We start from the raw sequence: 20,153 nt of genomic DNA, 5'->3' as shown, positions 1-20,153 counted from the left end.
TGTAATGAACTCAATGTTTTTATAAATTTTTTAGTGCTTGTTTAATAATATTTTCTACTGTTTCGTCGGGGCTAACCTTAAGAATTTTATCAACAACTTTTTCTGATTGTTTTCTATTAAATCCAAGGGTTTCTAATGCAGATAACGCTTCATCTTTATTAGTATTGTTTTGGGATACAGAAAGTTCATCAATATTATAAACTTTAAGAATTTTATCTTTTAGATCAATAATTACACGTTGGGCCGTTTTCGCTCCAATTCCTTTTATAGATTGTATGGTCGCTACATCATTAGATGCTATAGCATCTTTTATCTGATCTGGATGCAAAGAAGAAAGCATAGTTCTTGCTGTACTTGCCCCAATTCCTGAAACAGAAATCAAAAGTCTAAAAATCTCACGTTCTGATTTTTCTGCAAAACCAAACAATGTATGAGAATCCTCTTTTACCTGTAAATGTGTATATAATTGTAAAACTTCCTGATCTGGAATTAAAGAGAATGTATGTAATGAAACATGTAAAAGATATCCGACACCATTACAATCTATTACTACGTCTGTTGGATTTTTTTCTACAAGTCGCCCCTTGATTTGTGTAATCATTAGTCAAATGAGTGTTAAGCATCCAAAAGTAAGAAAATTATCCTACAAAACCGTTTAAAAAAATAAGCTTCAAAAACTTATATTTTTTGAAGCTTATTTTACTATTAAAATTTTGTAAATATCACTTAACAACTATACATCACTCGACGTAAGTGAGAACATTTCTTTTTCTCTTTTTTCCTTTTCCTGGGCATCTATTACAGCAACCGCTGCTACATTAACCATCTCTTCTACACTAGCACCTAACTGAAGTATATGAACTGGTTTTTTCATTCCCATCATTATCGGTCCTATGGATTCTGAGTTATTTAATTCTTTCAGCATTTTATACGTACTGTTGGCAGAATCTAAATTAGGAAAAACTAAAGTATTCACTTTACGACCGTTAAGCTTAGAGAAAGGGAATTTATCTTTTCGCATATCTCGATTTAAAGCAAAATCCATTTGCAATTCTCCATCCACAACTAAGTTAGGATAATAACGATGTAAGTATGAAACTGCGTCTTTTACTTTAGAAGCATTAGGATGTTTTGAAGATCCAAAATTAGCGTAGGATATCATCGCTATAACGGGGTCAACACCGAACATCTCTACTGTTCTTGCCGTCATTTGAGCTATCTTCGCTAACTCCTTAGAAGTAGGATCAATATTAATAGAAGTATCGCTAATAAACAATGGTCCTTTATTCGTCATCATTACATTCATGGTAGCAATCCTAGTAGCTCCTTTTGCCAATCCAATAAGCTCTAATATTGGCTTTAATACTGTTGGATAACTTCGAGAATATCCTGACAACAATGCATCCGCATCACCTTCATTAACCATCATCGCAGCAAAGTAATTACGCTCTCGCATCAATCTTTGAGCTCCATAAAGAGTTATTCCTTTTCGGCTATTATCTTGCCAATATTTCTGAGCATACCTGTTTTTTCTATCAATTTCTTCATCTGCCTTAGGATCGATAATAGTAACCCCAGCAGGATCAAAATCAAGCTCCTTCATTAGTTCTGCAATAATATCTTTACGACCTAATAATATTGGAAAAGCTATTCCTTCTTCTTTTACTGTTTGTGCTGCCTTTAAAACATCTAAATGATCTCCTTCTGCAAAAACAACTCTTTTGGGGCTTAGCTTGGCGCGATCCATTAACAATCTCACCAATTTATTATCATTCCCCATTCGTTCTAAGAGCTCACTTTCATACTTATCCCAATCCTCGATCGGTTCTGTAGCTATGCCGCTTTCTATTGCAGCTTTAGCAACTGCTGGAGGAACTTTGGCTATCAATCTAGGATCAAAAGGCTTTGGTATAATATAATCCCTACCAAAATTAAGTCTAGTTTCTCCGTATGCTATATTTACTTGCTCTGGCACTGGTTCCTTAGCCAAATCCGCCAGCGCTTTTACAGCCGCCATTTTCATTTCTTCATTTATACCAGTTGCCCTTACATCTAATGCTCCTCTAAATATAAATGGAAAACCAAGAACATTATTTACCTGATTAGGATGGTCACTTCTTCCTGTAGCCATAATAATATCCTTACGCGTTTGTACCGCTAAATCATATCTTATTTCTGGATCAGGGTTTGCCATGGCAAATACAATAGGGTCATTAGTCATTGACAACAACATTTCTGGATCCACTAAATTAGCCATAGATAAGCCTATAAACACATCAGCATCTTTCATAGCATCTGCAAGGGTATCAAGATTTCTATCTGTTGCAAATTCTGCTTTTTCTGGAGTTAGGTTATCTCGATCTTTACGAATTACACCTTTACTATCAGTCATTACTATATTTTCAGCTTTTGCTCCAAAAGCTTTATATAGTCTTGTACAAGAAACTGCTGCAGCTCCAGCTCCACTAACCACTATTTTAACTTTATCAATATCCTTTCCAGCGATTTCTAGTGCATTTAACAAGGCTGCGGCAGAAATAATAGCTGTTCCATGTTGGTCATCGTGCATTACCGGAATATCTAGTTCCTCTTTTAGACGCCTCTCTATTTCAAACGCTTCTGGAGCTTTAATATCCTCTAGATTGATTCCTCCAAAAGTAGGTGCTATATTTTTTACTGTTTCAATAAATGCATCTACATCTTTAGTGTCAACTTCAATATCAAATACATCAATATCTGCAAAAATTTTAAACAACAACCCCTTTCCTTCCATAACAGGCTTAGAAGCTTCTGGACCAATATCACCTAGTCCCAAAACAGCAGTACCGTTAGATATTACCGCTACTAAATTTCCTTTTGCAGTATACTTATATACATTTGCTGTATCTTTTTCAATTTCTAAACAAGGTTCTGCTACACCAGGAGAGTATGCCAATGACAAATCCCTTTGAGTTGCATATTTTTTTGTAGGTACTACTTTGATTTTACCAGGAGTGGGTTTCGCATGATAAATTAGCGCTTCTCTTCGTTTACTTTCGATACTCATATTATATCAATAAAATTGTGTGCTATACAAAGGTACAAGTCTATGCGAGATGCAAAAGACAAAACTAGGTAATCTTTAAAAAAATTAAGGTTTCAAAAAACTTTGTAGTTTTTTGTGAATTATATTGTAGATTATATAATTATTTACCTCTTTTACTAAATATATCGTTAGGATCTACTAACTGATCTAATTGGGATTTTAATTTTTCATCTAAAATATTTAATCCTAATTGATAAGATGCGTTCATCCACCCAAATCCACTTGGAGTTATATAATCAAATTCTGTCCCGACATTGCCATATTCTGCATATACTTTATGCGTACATTTTACTACATCATACTTTTCGGGAATAGTTCCGTTATAATTAACGGCGTTTTTTGTAATCATCCATAACCAGCGATAAACCAATTCTTGAGCTTCTTTTTCATAACCATAGTTTATAAGACCTCTCCATATCATCATCTGATGTGGTGCCCAACCATTAGGATAATCCCATTGACGTTGTGGTGCATTCGGATCTTCTTTATTAGAGATATCTGTAGTTGCTGCAACACCCCCTTTTTGAACTAAATTATTAAACAAACTTTCTACCAATGAAGCAGCCTGATCTTTACTACTTAATCCAGCCCAAAGCGGATAATAATTAGTTGCTGATTCTATCTTTTGTTGTGTTTTAGACACAAAATTATAATCATAATACACCTTCTTTTCTTCATCCCACAACAGATCATTCATTATCTTTTTTCTTTTCTCTGCTTTTTCTAACCAAAAGTCAGATGAAAATTCTTTAGAATCAATACTAAACTTATCCTGAAATGCTTCTCTTATCAAATATGCTATATCCTGTTCGTATTTATACAAAAGACTATTAATCCCTACAGTATTTAAATGCACACACACATCATCTAATCTATTAGAAGTATCATGTCCGCTTTCTCTCATTGATCTATCATGGGTAAAATACAAATCAAGTTCTTCATCTATAATTTCGCCTGAATCATATTTCTCTACAAACTCATCTAAATTAAGCTTATGTTTTGCTGCATACTTATTTAATATAAAATCAAAATGTCCTTTTTCTGTTTCTGGTGGAATCCCAATTCCCTCTCCATAGAAACGACTTAACCCAGTACTTGTTAAACGAACATCTTTTTCTGACCAAACAGTTTCATATTCTTTAATCACCATTTTTAGATTATCTGACAACCAGTTTCTTGATACGTTTGGATTCTTCTGATATATTTCTCTTACTAAAGAACTAAAAAATGGAGGTTGTGTTCTGGTAAGATAATAACTTCTATTAGCGTTAAGGATTTTACCATAATGTTCAATCTGATACCCAAAATTATCCGCCATAGACATGGCTAAATCTTCTCGACCATCAATTAATAATCCAACAGACTCAAAATAGCTATCCCAGCCATACATTTCATTAAATCTTCCTCCAGGAACTACGAAAGGTTTTGCTTTATAATTTCCGCTTTCATCTATCTTATGGGCTAGATTTAATATTCCAGAAACTTTATTTAATGTTTTTACATATGACGGAGTAATATTCTCTGGTAGCGTTATAACTTTTAACTTTGGAATATCTGATTTTATAGTTTCGAAATAAGTAATTGCTTCTTGATCATTAAATGGCACATAAAGCCTAAAAGTATCAGTTTCTGATTTAGTATCCTCTAATACTTTTGCTAATCCTTTTTTATCCACTGATCTTGTTAGATTATCCCAATATCTAGTTTTAATTAATCTTGAAATTCGACTACTTGGAGACTCAATAATTCGATCCAAAGAAATAGTATCGTTCTGATCTGCAATAGCCAACTCTTGAAGCAAATTAGACAAATGATAAGTCCCCTTTATCAAATTTACTTCTCCATATGAATCAATAAATTCGAATTGTTTAGGGCCTTTATCATCAATGGTTATTTTCTTATCACCATCTGTATCTTCTTGTAGAATCAACTTGTCAAGTGTTTGTTGATGACCTAAATATTCAATTTTCTTATCATTATTACAATTAAAAAGGAATACCGAAAGTAAACACGTTGTTAGAACTCTAAACCTAAAATTTCGCATATTTAATTATTTAATTTACCAGAAAAAACCAACTACAAGAGCCGTTATTACCAAAAGTATTACAGATAAAATTCTATAATTTTTATACCAAGGTAAACCTATTAGCTCCTTAGATTCTTCTTTAAACATTTCCTTTTTATAAGTATACTCCTTTATTTGCTCTTCTGATTGTGCTCTTGTCATCAAACTTACAATCATATGAAGAATGACACATATAACAAATAACCAAGTAGCTTTTGCCAAGAAATGTAATTCATTTATAACAGGTATCCAATCAAAAGTTTGTGATAAAATCATAAACACAGCCAAAGAAAAACCTGTTAATAAACTTACAATTGAACCGTTTCCATTAGCCCGCTTCCAAAAAAGACCTAATACAAAAGTAGAAACTGCTGGAGGACATGTATAAGCAATCACTAACTGCAAATACGTCCACAAAGAATCACTTACACTTTCGATAAATGGAACCCAAGAAATAGCCAAAACTACTAAAATGACTGTTGTAATTTGTCCAACTCTCACTAGTTGCTTACTGGTAAGTTCAGGTTTTAGCTGTTTCACAAAATCCATAGTAACCAAAGTTGACGCAGAATTAAATGTCGCAGAAACGGATGACATCATTGCTGCCATTAGTCCTGCTACTACCAAACCTAAAACTCCCACTGGTAATAATTGAAATAATAAAACTGGATATGTAAGATTTGGACAATCAGAAAGGTTGTTACAAATAGTTCCATCGGTTAACGTATAGTTCAAACTAGTAATATCCAAAGTACTAAATAGCAGTAATGCTAATACACCCGGAACCACCATAATAAAAATCACTGGTAATTTTAGAAATCCTGCAAACAATGCTCCCCAACGACCATGATTAAGGTCCTTTGCTCCCAAAACACGTTGCACCATAAATTGATTATTTGCCCAAAAATAGAACCCTAATAAAGGGACTCCTGTTAACAAACCCCACCAAGGCATAAACTCATCATTACTAGGCCTGACTAAACTAAATACTTCATCAGCATTGGCTGGTATATATTTCCCTTCATCTAAGCGATTCCCAAAATTAACATCTCCAGCAGATAACATAGTATCCAATTTTGCCATCATTCCTGACCATCCTCCTCCTAATTGATCAAAAGCAAAATATGTTAACAGACAGGAACCAATAATAAGCAATATTGCCTGAATAACCTCTGTTTGAATTACAGAATTCAATCCACCTGGAATAGTATATGCTGCAGCCGCAACTGCCAAAATAACCAAGATTAATGTAGAATCCATGGATGGAAACAATAGTGTCAATACAATTTTACCTACATAAAGTCCCGCTGCAGTATCCACTAAAATGTTACCGACTACGGTGATAAATGAAAAATAATAACGAGACCTCTTATCATATCTTCGCTCTAAAAATTCTGGCATTGTATAAACTCCGGATCGTAAATAAAAAGGAAGAAAGAATATTGCGAAAAAAATCAGTACTACAACCGCATACCATTCATAATTATAAACATTAATGTTGGTCTGATAAGCATCAGATGCAAGTCCAACTAAGGTAGAACTAGAAATATTTGCAGAAAACAATGCAATACCTACAATTGGCCAAGTCATTGTTCTTCCGCCTAAAAAATAATCTTCTGAACTTCCCCTTTTTGATTTTGATATTCCGTATATAATAATTCCGATGAGATACACTACAATTACTGTAATGTCGATATAAGATAATTCATTCATGTGTGAAATGTTTAGTACTTGATACTGTATTAGAATCTTAACTTAAACAATAAGACAAGTTAAAATTAGTCAATATTTTAGCTAAAAATCCAATGAATATACAAGTTTCTTAAAAAATTATTAACGTTTTGATACCAAAAACAGGTAAAACAATATATACAACCGTTTGTATTATCAAATCGTCAAACAATCAACATATTTATTTTAAAAATTGGATGTTCCTATGTAAGCCAGAAAATTTAGTTCGTTTCACTGCGGATTTTTGAAAAACTTTAGAAAAAACTTCTTGGGTAACTTCTTCCCAATCTTTCTTTGTCATCTCTAACAATTCTGGTTTAGGATTAAAAAGCGGTTCACTATGTGATTTAGAAAAACGATTCCAAGGACATACATCTTGGCATATATCACAACCAAACATCCAGTTATCAAATTTTCCCTTATAGTCCGAAGGAATCTCTTCTTTCAATTCAATTGTAAAATAAGAAATACATTTACTACCATCTACCACATATGGATCTACAATAGCCTGAGTAGGACATGCATCTATACAAGCAGTACATGTTCCACAATGATCTGTAACGGGTGTATCATATACCAACTCCAAATCAATAATCAATTCTGCTATAAAATAAAATGACCCAACTTTTTGAGTAAGCAGGTTACTATTTTTACCAATCCATCCTAATCCACTTTTTGCTGCCCAAGCTTTATCCAATACTGGAGCGGAATCAACAAAAGCTCTTCCGTAGACATCGCCTATCTCTTCCGAAATAAATTCTTGGAGTTGTTTCAGTTTTGATTTAATCACATGATGGTAATCTTGACCGTAAGCATATTTGGAAATCTTAGGAGCATCTGAATCTTTTTGCGTCTCGGAAGGAAAGTAATTAAGAAGTAATGATATTACACTTTTAGAATCCGGAACTAACTTTGTCGGATCGAGCCGTTTGTCAAAATGATTCTCCATATATGACATTTGTCCGTTCATATTTTTATGCAACCATTTTTCTAACCTAGGTGCTTCTTCTTCTAAAAACTCTGCTTTACTTATACCACAAGATAAAAAACCAAGGCGTTTAGCTTCGGCTTTTATCAAAGATGCATATGTTTCAGATTTATTAATCATAAGCAGTATATGAAAACGTTTTTGAAAGCTTTAAATATATGGCAAGTTGTGTAGAAAATAAACGATTACTTCCGGTTTAGCTACAAGCCAAATCACTTTATTTTATTTTTTTATTCTTCTTTTATTAATACTAAATCATAAAGATTTGGATACTTTGCAAATAACCCCTAATATTTTGGTTGAAAACTAACCTCTCTATCACGGAACTATAGTTTAGTTTGTAAGCTTATTTATTTTTACAAAGAAGTATTACTTCTTTGTCATACTTATCATCCGAGTTACACCATTCGAGTTTTTTATTCACTTCTTGAGGAACAACATCTTTTTTATGTTTCTTAAATCCAAATTTGGAATAAAAACCTAGTAGATTTTCAAATGGTAAGCACCAAACTACAGACTCTTTGTAAGGATTTTTGTCACATAGATTGCTCACAATATTTTCAGCAACCTTTAAACCTCGAAAATCAGGAAATGTATAAATCCCTCCAAGTTCGATATTTTTTTCATCAATCTTTACTAACCTTCCAAGTCCAGCGTTATTATTCCCGACCTTAGCAATAACAATAAATTCACTATCGTAATTAGATTTTACAAAACCAATTTCAGCATACTTCGAATTAATCCACTCGATTTCATTTTTGTCAGCTTGAACTACTGTGACTGTTTTCATATTTACTTGACTTACATACAACACAAAGATAAAACAACTCTATATTCATTTGGCAAATTGTATCTTTAGACATCAATTATTCAAGTACATGCGACAACTCTTTTTATATACTTTCTTTTTTATTATACATTTTGGTTATTGTCAACAAGAATTTCCAGCTTCTGAACAAGATAACTATTTTGAATTCTTACACCGTATTGCTAGCAAAGATTCAACAATTAATAATACATACAAGAGATATAAGTGCTCCGAAAATTTCTTCGGAACCATCGACTACTATCGAGAAAATGAAAAACTTCGTTTTATTATTCACGCCTATAAGCCCCACGCTTATGAGGACACAATTCTTGAATATTATTATATAGAGAATGACTCACTAAAAACAAATGCTGTGTTCAACTATATCATTAAATACAACACAAAAAGTTTTGAAAGTAAAAATGTTCAAAAATTTGGAGCTGAGAAAATTACAGAGATTCAAGAGGACCTAAGTATTTTTAGTCCCAAAATGAATTCATTAAATTGTTTTACAAGAATGCTCCCAAGTGATGGAGAGTCTTGGATTAAAGATGCTTATTTAAATAAGCTTACCCTTTACAAAAAAGCACCATGTAAGGAGGCTGCAGTCGAAATTCTTGACAAATACAACCAATTACGAAAGGCTGAAAAGAAACTAATCACTTACCATAGAACACTCGGATGTTTGTTCCATCTATGGTAATTCTTTTTAAAGATACTACTGATTTATTATTTATTTCTTGGAGTAAACTTCAGAATTGCATTTACTGGTTTCAAAGTAATCAATGGCTTAATCTCAATTTCTGATATGGATGTAGAAATTTTATATTTTCTGATTAATTCACTAACTGCATAAATCATTTCATACATCGCAAAATTACTACCTACACACATCCTTGGTCCTGCACCAAAAGGAAAATACCAATCAGAATATTTCTTTTTATTATCAGGATGAAAACGATCTGGATCAAAAACAGTAGGATTCTCCCAGAAATCTTTATGTCTATGTATCTCAAAAAATGAGATAAGCACTGTCGTACCTTTTGACAATTCTATATCATTAAACTCATCTTTCTCAATATTTACTCTATCCGAGAAATATGCTGGCGGGTACAAACGCATAGATTCTTCAATACATTGAGCAACATATTTACTCTTCTCGAATTGCTCCATTAAGGATAATTCTTGTCCGTCATATTTCGCAATTTCTGTATATGCTGATTCCTGAATTTCGGGATGTAATGCTAACAAGCTTAAACAAAAAGATAATGCATTAGAAGTAGTTTCGTGTCCTGCAACAAACAAAATCAATATCTCATCTATCAATCTTTCATTATCCATCGAACTACCATCTTCATATTTAGAACTTAACAACATGTCCAAAAGATCATCATATGTATCTTCAGATCTTCGTCTTTCTTCAATAATGGTATTCAATATATCTCTTGCTTCCTGGGTTAACGTAAGTGTGCTTTTTATTTGACCACTAAGATAAAACCACCATCTTTTATATGGCTGTCTAATTTCTCTAATTAAGGATTTTTGCGCAGCTTCCGTTATATGTTGTAATCTAGCCATAGTATTCCCAGTATCGGTATAGCTAAACAATGATTTTGCTACTACCTTAAAAGCCAAATCATTCATTAACGGATAAATATCCATAGAAACATTAGGCTCTATTCTGGACAGTTCTTCGCATATGGTTTCTCTAATGGTTTTTGCAATTACATCTATTTTCTTTTTATAAAATGCTGGCTGTATCAGTCTCCGTTGTCTTAACCAATGATCTCCATTGGAAGTTAACAAACCATTACCTATATACTTTCCTAAGTCTTTAGTTTGTAGTGGAGATTTATAATATTTTCTATGTTGATTTTGCAACATATGTTTTGCAAAACCTGCATCTCTGGTAAAAATAACAGAATTACCAAATCCTAAATTAACTTCGAAAATATCTCCATGTTTTTCAAAATTCTTATTATGAAATGGCAATGGGTTACTAAGAATATTTTTAGCATTCTTAAGAACTTTATAAAAAGAGACTTTAGGGACTGGCATATTTTTAATACTTTTTATTATAAGACTAAAACAATCCTCCTTGGATTCCTCCTTTTACTCGTCCTAAATGTTTATAAGCTGCTTCTGTAACCTCTCGACCTCTTGGTGTTCTCATAATAAACCCTTGTTGAATCAAAAAAGGTTCATAAACTTCTTCAATAGTTTCAGCACTTTCACTTACAGCTGTAGCCAACGTGGTAATCCCAACCGGACCACCTTTAAACTTATCTATTAATGTCGTAAGAATTTTATTATCCATTTCATCTAGTCCATGAGCATCCACATTGAGCGCTTTAAGGGCAAATTTAGAAATCTCTATATCAATCTTACCATTACCTTTAATTTGTGCAAAATCACGTACTCTACGCAATAACGCATTAGCAATCCTAGGAGTCCCTCTACTGCGACCTGCTATTTCTATAGCCGCTTCTAATGAAATAGGAACATTTAATATATGAGCACTTCTTTCGACAATCGTGGCAAGTAATTCGGTTGTATAATATTGTAATCTAGATTGAATTCCGAAACGAGCTCTCATAGGTGCTGTTAAAAGACCTGACCTAGTTGTTGCTCCAACTAATGTAAAAGGATTTAAATTAATCTGTACTGTTCTTGCATTAGGACCACTTTCGATCATTATATCAATCTTATAATCCTCCATAGCCGAGTATAAATACTCTTCAACTATTGGGCTTAATCGATGAATCTCATCTATAAATAAAACATCTCGATCATCAAGATTGGTTAACAAACCTGCTAAATCACCTGGTTTATCCAAAACTGGCCCGGATGTTACCTTTATACCTACTCCTAATTCATTGGCTAAAATATGCGCTAATGTAGTTTTACCTAAACCTGGAGGGCCATGAAACAGTGTATGATCCAAAGCTTCATCTCTTAAATTAGCAGCTTGCACAAAAATCTTTAGATTCTCAAGAACCTGATCCTGTCCCGCAAAATCCTCAAATGCAAGAGGTCTTAATGCTCTTTCTATATCAAGATCTTCATTAGAGTAATTTTCACTTGAAGGATTCAAATTTTCGTTCATTACTAAAAGTATATTTTTTAAAGTGAATTCTGAATTATATTAACCGCATAAACAAATATACTAGAAAAAGAAAGATCGGCTTTAATATAACAATGCTTTACACACTTAATTATTAAATTCAATATATGACAAATGAAATAGCTTAAAATTATACCTTGTAATAGATATCCTATAAATTATATGCTAAATAAAATTAGACCCTTTAGTTTCTTCCATTGGCTTAGTACTTACTAAGAACTTTAGATAAAATAACATAGCAATTACATCTACAGAATATATAATAGCTTCAAAAATGACATTGTTATAATATAACTCTTGAATAGGAACTAAAGCATTAACTAAAGCACAACTACTTGCTGCAATTAGTAGGTAGTAAGAATATTGATACTTATTTCTCAAGTAAATAATAAAACAACACCCTAAGAAGTAGAGTAGAGAAATAACTATTATTACACCATAACCAATAGCATCTTGAAAGCCAGGCATGGTCATATTAAAAATAGAAAGAGTAAGATAAATAACTAATAATACACCTATTACCACAGAAGGAGAAAGCATTTCTTTATACTTAATATCTTTTAAAGAAATAAACGGCAGTAACAAGTACGAGCATAAAAAGTAATACAACATCAATAATATGCTTATATATTCAAAATAAAGATCAAAATTCTTTAAAACAAGAACATCATTTATAATAATGATACCGATAATTAATGGATACAGCACACTTACCTTCTTCCTATTGTCAAAATAAATCCAAATCAGTGTTAAAGAAGAGATTGGTTTTATAAAAACCAACACTGAGTTCCCATAAAACAACCCACAAAAAAATACTACTACAATACTTATATAACAAAAGACATATGCCGAGGATAGGTAGCTCAATTTTGAATTTTCTATTTATACTCTAAAATAGCATTAAAATTATACTTAACAAACTACTTAAGTATACTTCTATATACCATTAATAAAGTAAAATAATCTCCTCAAAAATAAATAAGCCCTTTTGAGATTAACTCAAAAGGGCTTATTCATTTTTATAATAGATCAGTTAATGATGCATTTCCTCTTCTCCGTCCTGTAATGGAGTGATTTGGGAGACATAATCCTGTCCAGGAATTACATACTCACCATCTTCTCTAGTTTTACTATAATCATAAGGCCATCTATATACATGTGGAATTGCTCCAGGCCAGTTTCCGTGCATATGCTCTACAGGTGTTGTCCATTCCATAGTATTAGATTTCCATGGGTTTTGAACCGCTTTCTTTCCGTAGAAAATAGAATGTATAAAGTTATAAAGGAATACCAATTGTGCAGCTGCTGTAATCAAAGCAAATACAGTAATTAAAACATTGGTATCCGCTAAATCATCAAAATATGGGAAATTACTGTTTGTATAATAACGACGTGGCAATCCAGCCATTCCAATAAAGTGCATTGGGAAGAAAACTCCATATGCCCCTATCGCTGTTACCCAAAAATGAACATATCCAAGATTTTTATTCATCATCTTACCATACATCTTAGGGAACCAGTGATATACTCCAGCGAATAAACCATACAATGCCGAGATACCCATCACCAAGTGAAAGTGCGCTACTACAAAATATGTATCATGTACATTAATATCTAACGTACTATCTCCAAGAATAATTCCTGTAAGTCCACCAGTAATAAACGTAGATACTAGACCTATAGAAAATAACATTGCAGGATTGAGCTGCAGATTACCTTTCCATAATGTGGTAATATAATTAAACGCTTTTACCGCTGATGGTATTGCAATTAATAAAGTTGTAAACGTAAATACTGATCCCAAGAACGGATTCATCCCTGAAATAAACATATGGTGACCCCATACGATAGTAGATAAAAATGCAATTGCCAAGATTGAAGCAACCATGGCTCTATATCCAAATATAGGCTTACGCGCATTCGTTGCAATAATCTCTGATGTTATACCCAAAGCCGGTAATAATACAATATATACTTCTGGGTGACCTAAGAACCAAAATAAGTGTTCAAAAAGTACAGGTGATCCCCCTTGGTTATGCAATACTTCTCCGGCAATATAAATATCACTTAAGTAGAATGAAGTTCCAAAACCTCTATCCATTATTAATAATAATGCCGCCGAAAGTAAAACCGGGAAAGATACCACACCAATAATCGCTGTTACAAAAAATGCCCATATTGTTAATGGCATACGCGTCATTGACATCCCTTTTGTTCTTAAATTAATTACGGTTACCACATAATTTAATGAACCTAATAATGAAGAAGCGATAAAGATTGCCATAGATACTAACCATAACGTCATACCAGTACCAGAACCTCCGATAGCTTGCGGTAAAGCACTTAATGGCGGGTAAATAGTCCATCCAGCAGATGCAGGTCCTGCCTCTGCAAACAGAGATAAAACCATTATTACACTACTTAAAAAAAACAACCAATATGAAACCATATTTAAGAAGCCAGAAGCCATATCTCTAGCACCTATCTGCAATGGAATTAGAAGGTTACTAAATGTACCACTTAAACCTGCCGTTAATACGAAGAATACCATAATCGTACCATGTATCGTCACCAAAGCAAGATACATACTAGGGTCCATTACACCATCTTCTCCAAACTTACCTAATAAGACCTCAAAAACAGTAAATTTATGATCAGGCCATGCTAATTGCATTCTAAACAATAAAGACATTGCAATACCAATGATTCCCATAATCAATCCAGTAATCAAATACTGCTTGGAAATCATCTTGTGATCTTGACTAAAAATATATTTAGTTATAAATGTCTCTTTATGATGATGTCCGTGATCGTGATCTTCTGCGTGACCATCTACGTGTGCTATTGCTGACATACAGTTATTCTTTTAATAAAAATATAATAATTTCTCTTTTTCTCTTTCTTAGTTGCTTGCTTGAGCAGATAATTGCTCTTTAAATGTCTGTTGTGTTTTTAACCAAGCATTATAATCTTCTTCTGATTCCACTACAATCTTCATTTGCATATTGTAATGAGAAGCACCACAAATCTTGTTACATAATAAGTAGTAATCAAATTCGTAATTTTCTAAAGCTTCATCTCCTGCTGCAACCAATTGTTTGCTCTTTTCTCTTCTAATCTTATTAATAGTGGCTACTTTTTCTACCATAAACTCACTATTACGCATTTCATCAGAAGTTAATATCGGTGTATATGCAAACTCTGTAATCATACCAGGAACTACATTCATCTGTGCTCTAAAAAACGGCATATAAGCAGAATGTAATACATCCTGAGAACGCATTTTAAAGATCACTTTTCTATTAACAGGAAGGTGTAGTTCGTTTACTATTTTATCATCCATCCCATAAGAATCAGATGCATCTAACCCTAAAGTATTAACACCTTCTATAAAACGAACATTAGCCTTTCCTAAAACATTATCTTCTCCAGAATATCTTGCTCTCCAATCAAATTGATATGCATATAATTCTATAATTAACGGATCACCTTCTTCCTCATCGATATTCATAATATCAGTCCAAGTAAACAATCCATATATAATCAATCCTGCTAAAACAATCACAGGAATAATAGTCCAAATAAACTCTAACTTATCATTATCAGCAAAGAATAATGCTTTGTTATTTTTATTTCCTCTATACTTATATGAAAAGAAATGTAACAATCCTTGAGTGATGATCTGAACAAACATAATCAACACCATAGATATTAACATTAACCTATCGTATTCAATCCCGTGCTCAGAAGCCGATTCTGGAAGGAAAAAACTATTATATTGAACAAAGCAAAATATGGTTAGGATATATATGAATACAACAAAAGCAAGCATTAACTTACCTTGTAAGTTATTATCCTTGTCGTTAGCTACTTGAGAGTTATCAGCTCCTTTAACTTGAGATAACTTCAATATTTTAGACATCTGCCATAAGGAGATTCCTATAAGTGCTATAACTACTATGGTTAAGAATACAGTCATTTTTTATCTATCTTCTTTTTTACGATCTAATTTTTAATAATGAAAGTGTTTACTTTCTTCAATATAAGGATTCCCTTTAGCTAATAATGGTGCTTTAGTAAGTGCTTTGAATACTACGTATAAGAATAATCCTAAAAACAACAATACCGCGCTAATTTCCGTAACACCAATAAACCAAGATTCACCTACTGTAGCCGGCATTACCATATTAAATATATCAACATAATGTCCACATAAAATAATAATACCTGCCATCACTACAAACCAGTTAATACGTTTATAATCACTGTTCATAAGAACTAATAAAGGGAATATAAAGTTCATAACTAACATACCAAAGAATGGTAATTTATAATCCTCAATACGAGTTATAAAATATGTTACCTCTTCAGGAATGTTAGAATACCAAATCAACATAAACTGAGAGAACCAAAGATATGTCCAGAATATACTAACACCGAACATAAATTTCGCTAAATCATGAATATGACTATTATTCACAAATTCCATATATCCTTTAGACTTAAGGTAAATAGTTATTAATGCAATCGTAGTTATTCCTGAAACAAATAAACTTGCAAAAACATACCATCCAAACAAAGTACTAAACCAATGTGGATCAAAACTCATAATCCAATCCCAAGAAGCCATAGATTCTGTATAAATAAAGAACACCAAGAATCCTGCTGAGATTTTAAAACTCTTTTTATACCACTTGTTTCCAGTAGCATCTTCATCTTGTTTTCTAGAGTATTTTACCGCAAAATGACGATACAACATCCATCCTCCTAAGAAAATAGCCGCTCTAATTATAAAACCAGTTCCATTTAACCACCCAGATTTACCTTGAATTAATTTATCATGAGCAACTACCTCAGGATCGGCCCAAACAAATAAATGATTTACATGAAACCCTGATAAGGCCAGTATTACAAATAATATTATACCTCCAGGCACCAAATATGCTGTGATCGCTTCCATAACTCTAAAAAGTACCGGAGACCAACCTGCTTGCGCAGCAAATTGAATTGCATAAAATGCTAACACACCTAACGCAATCATAAAGAAGAAAAAAGCAGCTACATATAATGCTGCCCATGGCTTATTTTGCAATTGATGTAACGTATGTTCATAATGTGAATCTCCTCCATGCGCATCTTCTTTACCATGGGTTTCGGTTCCATGACCTTCAGATGCGTGTGAATCAGTTGTTGCCTGCGTATCACCATGTCCACCTCCGTGAGCATCGTGTGCTGCCATCATTTCTTTTACCTCTTCGATAGTATTAGGAGCAGAAAGGAAACCATAAGTTAGCCCTATTGCACCAATAACTACAAGAATGATAGAAAATAATCTTAATTTACTTGATAGCGTATACATATTTATATAATATCGTTATTCTTAACTTTTAACAAATGCACTAATGTGCGTTATCGTGGTTCTCTTCTGTTGTGTTGTGAGCAGTCTCTTCTACTTTTGCAGAAACCACTTCTGTATCAATACGAGCAGGTTTCCCTTCAAGATCAGCCTTTAACTTTTGTACATATTGTACAATCTGCCAACGTTCGTTCTCATTTGTCTGAGAAGCATATGATCCCATAGAATTAATACCATAATACATTACGTGATAGATACTCCCTTCAGTAATTGCTCTACCAATATCGTCGTAACTAGGAACACCAAGAATTTTTTCCCTTTTTACCAAGGTTCCTTTTCCATCTCCTTTTTCTCCGTGGCAAATCGCACAGTAAATATCATACAATGCTTTTCCACTCTCCTCATTCTCCTTAGTATATCGAATAGGGTTTCTTAAAGAATCTTTAGCTAACTGATATCCCTCTGGTGCATTCTTATAATCATAAGGCATCCAACCTCTTGGAACAGAACCCTCCGCAGGTAACATAGCTTCTTGACCTCCTGGAAAAACTCCATACTGGCCATAAGTTTCATAACCTACAGGCTCATACATATTAGGCATATATTGATAATTAGGTTTTGAATCTTTTTTACAAGAAACAATTGTAATCATCATTATTGCAACTACTATTATATTTAAACTATTCTTCATTATTACTAATGGTTATCTTCTTGCTTATCTATTACTTTAATCTCTACAGCTCCCGTATTGCTTAAGAAACTTGTCATCGCATCTACATCTTGATGACTTGCATCTATTTCCATTAAGAAATGATCATCTGTAGTTCTTACATCCGGATTTTCTGCTTCTTTAAATGGCCATAGTTTACTTCTCATATAAAAAGTTATAACCATTAAATGCGCTGCAAAAAACACAGTAAGTTCGAACATGATTGGAACAAATGCAGGCATGTTTTCGATGTAGCTAAAACTTGGCTTACCACCAATATTTTGTGGCCAATCCTCTATCATAATGAAATTCATCATAGTAATCGCTACTGTGAGTCCAACACACCCATACATAAAGGATGTTATTGCAAGTCTAGTAGGAGCCAATCCCATTGCTTTATCAAGACCGTGAACAGGAAAAGGTGTGTAAACCTCTTCAATATGATAATGTTCTCCTCGAACCTGCTTCACAGCGTCCATTAGGACATCATCATCTGTATATAATGCATGTATAACTTTAGATGCCATACTTCTAGTTGTTTTTTAATTTTTCAGCTTGCCCAGCCCAATCGTCACGTTGTGCTCGTCCTGGGAAAGACCCTGTAATACTATCTAATAAATTGTACTCTGTTTCGGTCATCTTACTTACCTGATCGAAAGTATAGATTCCAATTTCATTCAATTTTTTCTCCATTACTGGACCAATACCGTTCACTTTCTTAAGATCATCAGCTGTCTGTGTGGCCGAATCAAAAGTTCCTAAGTTACCTAATAAGTTATTGATATCATCTTGACTAGTATCCTCTACATTCTTAACTTCTTCAGACACCTCTTCAACTATCTTTTCCTCAGATGTAATCTTAGCAGCTACTTTAGGCAACTCATCTCTATGATCAATACCAGCCTCTCTTAGCTTTTTATATTTCTCTCCAGAAGATTTCAATATTGTTTTCACTTCTGCTTGTGCAATTACTGGGAATGTACGTGCATACAATAAAAATAATACAAAGAAGAATCCGATCGTACCTATAAATATTCCAATATCTACAAATGTAGGAGAGAACATTGTCCAAGATGATGGTAAATAATCTCTATGAAGCGAAGTAACAATAATCACAAAACGCTCAAACCACATTCCTATATTTACTACGATAGATATAATGAATGAGAACATTATACTTCTTCTCAATTTTGGAAACCACATAAACTGAGGAGAGAATACATTACAAGACATCATCGCCCAATAAGCCCACCAGTAAGGACCAGTTGCTCTATTTAAGAAAGCATACTGCTCATACTCTACTCCAGAATACCAAGCAACAAACAGTTCGGTTATATACGCAACTCCAACTATTGAACCCGTAATCATTATTACAATGTTCATTAATTCTATATGTTGTATTGTAATATAATTTTCTAGGTTCGACACCTTTCTCATTATAATAAGTAATGTGTTTACCATTGCAAATCCAGAGAAAATTGCACCTGCCACAAAATAAGGAGGGAATATAGTTGTATGCCATCCAGGAATAACAGATGTTGCAAAGTCAAAAGATACAATTGTATGTACAGAAAGTACTAATGGTGTTGCTAAACCTGCAAGTACTAAGGAAACTTCCTCAAAACGCTGCCAATCTTTTGCTCTACCACTCCATCCAAAAGAAAGTATACCATATATTCTCTTATTAAATGGTGTAATAGCACGGTCTCTTATCATCGCAAAATCAGGCAGTAATCCAGTCCACCAGAAAACTAAAGAAACTGAAAGATATGTAGAGATCGCAAATACATCCCAAAGTAATGGAGAATTAAAGTTTACCCATAAAGATCCGAATTGATTCGGAATAGGTAATACCCAATATGCCAACCATGGACGTCCCATGTGAATTATTGGAAATAAACCTGCCTGAATAACCGAAAATATGGTCATCGCTTCTGCAGATCTGTTAATCGCCATTCTCCATTTCTGACGGAATAACAATAATACAGCAGAAATTAATGTTCCTGCGTGACCGATACCTACCCACCATACGAAGTTGGTAATATCCCACGCCCATCCTACTGTTTTATTAAGTCCCCAGGTACCAATACCTGTGGAAATTGTATAAATTATACAACCTATTCCCCAAAGGAAAGCAATAAGCGCGATAGAAAAGACAATCCACCAAGATTTATTTGCTTTTCCTTCAACCGGTGCAGCCACATCCACAGTTACATCGTGGTAGGTTTTATCGCCAGTTACTAAAGGTTTTCTTATAGGTGCTTCGTAATGAGACATAATCCTTTAT

General features: G+C 33.3%; 16 protein-coding genes. 1 reads left to right on the top strand and 15 read right to left on the bottom strand.

The genetic code is table 11. The features are described 5' to 3' along the window. Window positions 1–19 precede the first annotated feature (19 nt). The 6 genes from ruvA to D1815_RS19425 all read right to left on the bottom strand — a co-directional run bounded on the left by ruvA (window position 20) and on the right by D1815_RS19425 (window position 8,659). Complete coding sequence (ruvA, locus tag D1815_RS19450; protein ID WP_091407910.1) at window positions 20–601, bottom strand: Holliday junction branch migration protein RuvA; 582 nt, start codon at window positions 599–601, stop codon at window positions 20–22. A gap of 132 nt (window positions 602–733) precedes the next feature. Next, window positions 734–3,046 (bottom strand): NADP-dependent malic enzyme, encoded by a 2,313-nt coding sequence (locus D1815_RS19445; RefSeq protein WP_027393446.1) that lies wholly within the window; start codon window positions 3,044–3,046, stop codon window positions 734–736. A gap of 139 nt (window positions 3,047–3,185) precedes the next feature. Next, window positions 3,186–5,129: a trehalase family glycosidase gene (locus D1815_RS19440; RefSeq protein ID WP_118388957.1), complete on the bottom strand. Its 1,944-nt coding sequence runs from the start codon at window positions 5,127–5,129 to the stop codon at window positions 3,186–3,188. A gap of 15 nt (window positions 5,130–5,144) precedes the next feature. Next, a complete protein-coding gene (locus tag D1815_RS19435) occupies window positions 5,145–6,863 on the bottom strand; it encodes a sodium:solute symporter (protein WP_027393444.1) in 1,719 nt (572 codons plus the stop codon). 199 nt (window positions 6,864–7,062) lie between these two features. Beyond that, the gene (gene queG / locus D1815_RS19430) at window positions 7,063–7,989 is read right to left on the bottom strand and encodes a tRNA epoxyqueuosine(34) reductase QueG (RefSeq protein WP_035085553.1); all 927 of its coding nucleotides are present in this window, start codon (window positions 7,987–7,989) and stop codon (window positions 7,063–7,065) included. Window positions 7,990–8,215: 226 nt separating this feature from the next. Next, window positions 8,216–8,659 carry a GNAT family N-acetyltransferase gene (locus D1815_RS19425; protein ID WP_118388956.1) on the bottom strand — a complete coding sequence of 148 codons (444 nt, stop codon included), beginning with the start codon at window positions 8,657–8,659 and terminating at the stop codon, window positions 8,216–8,218. A gap of 88 nt (window positions 8,660–8,747) precedes the next feature. Here D1815_RS19425 and D1815_RS19420 point away from each other — a divergent pair, with 88 nt between their 5' ends. Then, window positions 8,748–9,380 (top strand): hypothetical protein, encoded by a 633-nt coding sequence (locus D1815_RS19420; protein ID WP_027393441.1) that lies wholly within the window; start codon window positions 8,748–8,750, stop codon window positions 9,378–9,380. Window positions 9,381–9,406: 26 nt separating this feature from the next. Here D1815_RS19420 and D1815_RS19415 read toward each other — a convergent pair whose 3' ends face one another. The 9 genes from D1815_RS19415 to nrfD all read right to left on the bottom strand — a co-directional run bounded on the left by D1815_RS19415 (window position 9,407) and on the right by nrfD (window position 20,146). Next, window positions 9,407–10,735, bottom strand: a complete 1,329-nt coding sequence (locus tag D1815_RS19415) for a cytochrome P450 (RefSeq protein ID WP_118388955.1) — start codon at window positions 10,733–10,735, stop codon at window positions 9,407–9,409. A gap of 25 nt (window positions 10,736–10,760) precedes the next feature. Further along, window positions 10,761–11,783, bottom strand: coding sequence for a Holliday junction branch migration DNA helicase RuvB (gene ruvB / locus D1815_RS19410; RefSeq protein ID WP_027393439.1), 1,023 nt, complete (start codon window positions 11,781–11,783; stop codon window positions 10,761–10,763). Between the two features lie 183 nt (window positions 11,784–11,966). After that, entirely contained in the window at window positions 11,967–12,668 is a 702-nt protein-coding gene (locus tag D1815_RS23770; RefSeq protein ID WP_147404036.1) for a hypothetical protein, read from the bottom strand. 166 nt (window positions 12,669–12,834) lie between these two features. Continuing rightward, complete coding sequence (locus D1815_RS19400; RefSeq protein ID WP_108802235.1) at window positions 12,835–14,655, bottom strand: cbb3-type cytochrome c oxidase subunit I; 1,821 nt, start codon at window positions 14,653–14,655, stop codon at window positions 12,835–12,837. 48 nt (window positions 14,656–14,703) lie between these two features. Beyond that, window positions 14,704–15,780 (bottom strand): cytochrome c oxidase subunit II, encoded by a 1,077-nt coding sequence (locus D1815_RS19395; protein ID WP_027393436.1) that lies wholly within the window; start codon window positions 15,778–15,780, stop codon window positions 14,704–14,706. A 33-nt stretch (window positions 15,781–15,813) separates the two neighbouring features. After that, a complete protein-coding gene (locus tag D1815_RS19390) occupies window positions 15,814–17,160 on the bottom strand; it encodes a quinol:cytochrome C oxidoreductase (RefSeq protein WP_118388954.1) in 1,347 nt (448 codons plus the stop codon). Window positions 17,161–17,200: 40 nt separating this feature from the next. After that, window positions 17,201–17,848, bottom strand: coding sequence for a cytochrome c (locus tag D1815_RS19385; protein ID WP_035085547.1), 648 nt, complete (start codon window positions 17,846–17,848; stop codon window positions 17,201–17,203). A gap of 5 nt (window positions 17,849–17,853) precedes the next feature. Next, window positions 17,854–18,393: a DUF3341 domain-containing protein gene (locus tag D1815_RS19380; protein WP_027393434.1), complete on the bottom strand. Its 540-nt coding sequence runs from the start codon at window positions 18,391–18,393 to the stop codon at window positions 17,854–17,856. Window positions 18,394–18,397: 4 nt separating this feature from the next. Beyond that, window positions 18,398–20,146 carry an NrfD/PsrC family molybdoenzyme membrane anchor subunit gene (gene nrfD, locus D1815_RS19375; RefSeq protein ID WP_118388953.1) on the bottom strand — a complete coding sequence of 583 codons (1,749 nt, stop codon included), beginning with the start codon at window positions 20,144–20,146 and terminating at the stop codon, window positions 18,398–18,400. Window positions 20,147–20,153: the final 7 nt, after the last annotated feature.

Source organism: Aquimarina sp. AD1, from assembly GCF_003443695.1.
GTDB classification, from domain to species: domain Bacteria; phylum Bacteroidota; class Bacteroidia; order Flavobacteriales; family Flavobacteriaceae; genus Aquimarina; species Aquimarina latercula.
The sequence above is the reverse complement of the archived record's forward strand: the minus strand, read 5'-3'. Positions and strand labels throughout refer to the sequence as shown.

Bases quoted from the DNA above. Each gene is read 5' to 3' on its own strand.
- D1815_RS19400 (WP_108802235.1), bottom strand. From the start codon at position 14,655: ATGTCAGCAATAGCACACGTAGATGGTCACGCAGAAGATCACGATCAC.
- D1815_RS19420 (WP_027393441.1), top strand. From the start codon at position 8,748: ATGCGACAACTCTTTTTATATACTTTCTTTTTTATTATACATTTTGGT.
- D1815_RS19425 (WP_118388956.1), bottom strand. From the start codon at position 8,659: ATGAAAACAGTCACAGTAGTTCAAGCTGACAAAAATGAAATCGAGTGG.
- D1815_RS19435 (WP_027393444.1), bottom strand. From the start codon at position 6,863: ATGAATGAATTATCTTATATCGACATTACAGTAATTGTAGTGTATCTC.
- D1815_RS19395 (WP_027393436.1), bottom strand. From the start codon at position 15,780: ATGACTGTATTCTTAACCATAGTAGTTATAGCACTTATAGGAATCTCC.
- ruvA (WP_091407910.1), bottom strand. From the start codon at position 601: ATGATTACACAAATCAAGGGGCGACTTGTAGAAAAAAATCCAACAGAC.
- D1815_RS19445 (WP_027393446.1), bottom strand. From the start codon at position 3,046: ATGAGTATCGAAAGTAAACGAAGAGAAGCGCTAATTTATCATGCGAAA.
- queG (WP_035085553.1), bottom strand. From the start codon at position 7,989: ATGATTAATAAATCTGAAACATATGCATCTTTGATAAAAGCCGAAGCT.
- D1815_RS19380 (WP_027393434.1), bottom strand. From the start codon at position 18,393: ATGGCATCTAAAGTTATACATGCATTATATACAGATGATGATGTCCTA.
- D1815_RS19440 (WP_118388957.1), bottom strand. From the start codon at position 5,129: ATGCGAAATTTTAGGTTTAGAGTTCTAACAACGTGTTTACTTTCGGTA.
- D1815_RS19390 (WP_118388954.1), bottom strand. From the start codon at position 17,160: ATGTATACGCTATCAAGTAAATTAAGATTATTTTCTATCATTCTTGTA.
- D1815_RS19415 (WP_118388955.1), bottom strand. From the start codon at position 10,735: ATGCCAGTCCCTAAAGTCTCTTTTTATAAAGTTCTTAAGAATGCTAAA.
- ruvB (WP_027393439.1), bottom strand. From the start codon at position 11,783: ATGAACGAAAATTTGAATCCTTCAAGTGAAAATTACTCTAATGAAGAT.
- D1815_RS19385 (WP_035085547.1), bottom strand. From the start codon at position 17,848: ATGAAGAATAGTTTAAATATAATAGTAGTTGCAATAATGATGATTACA.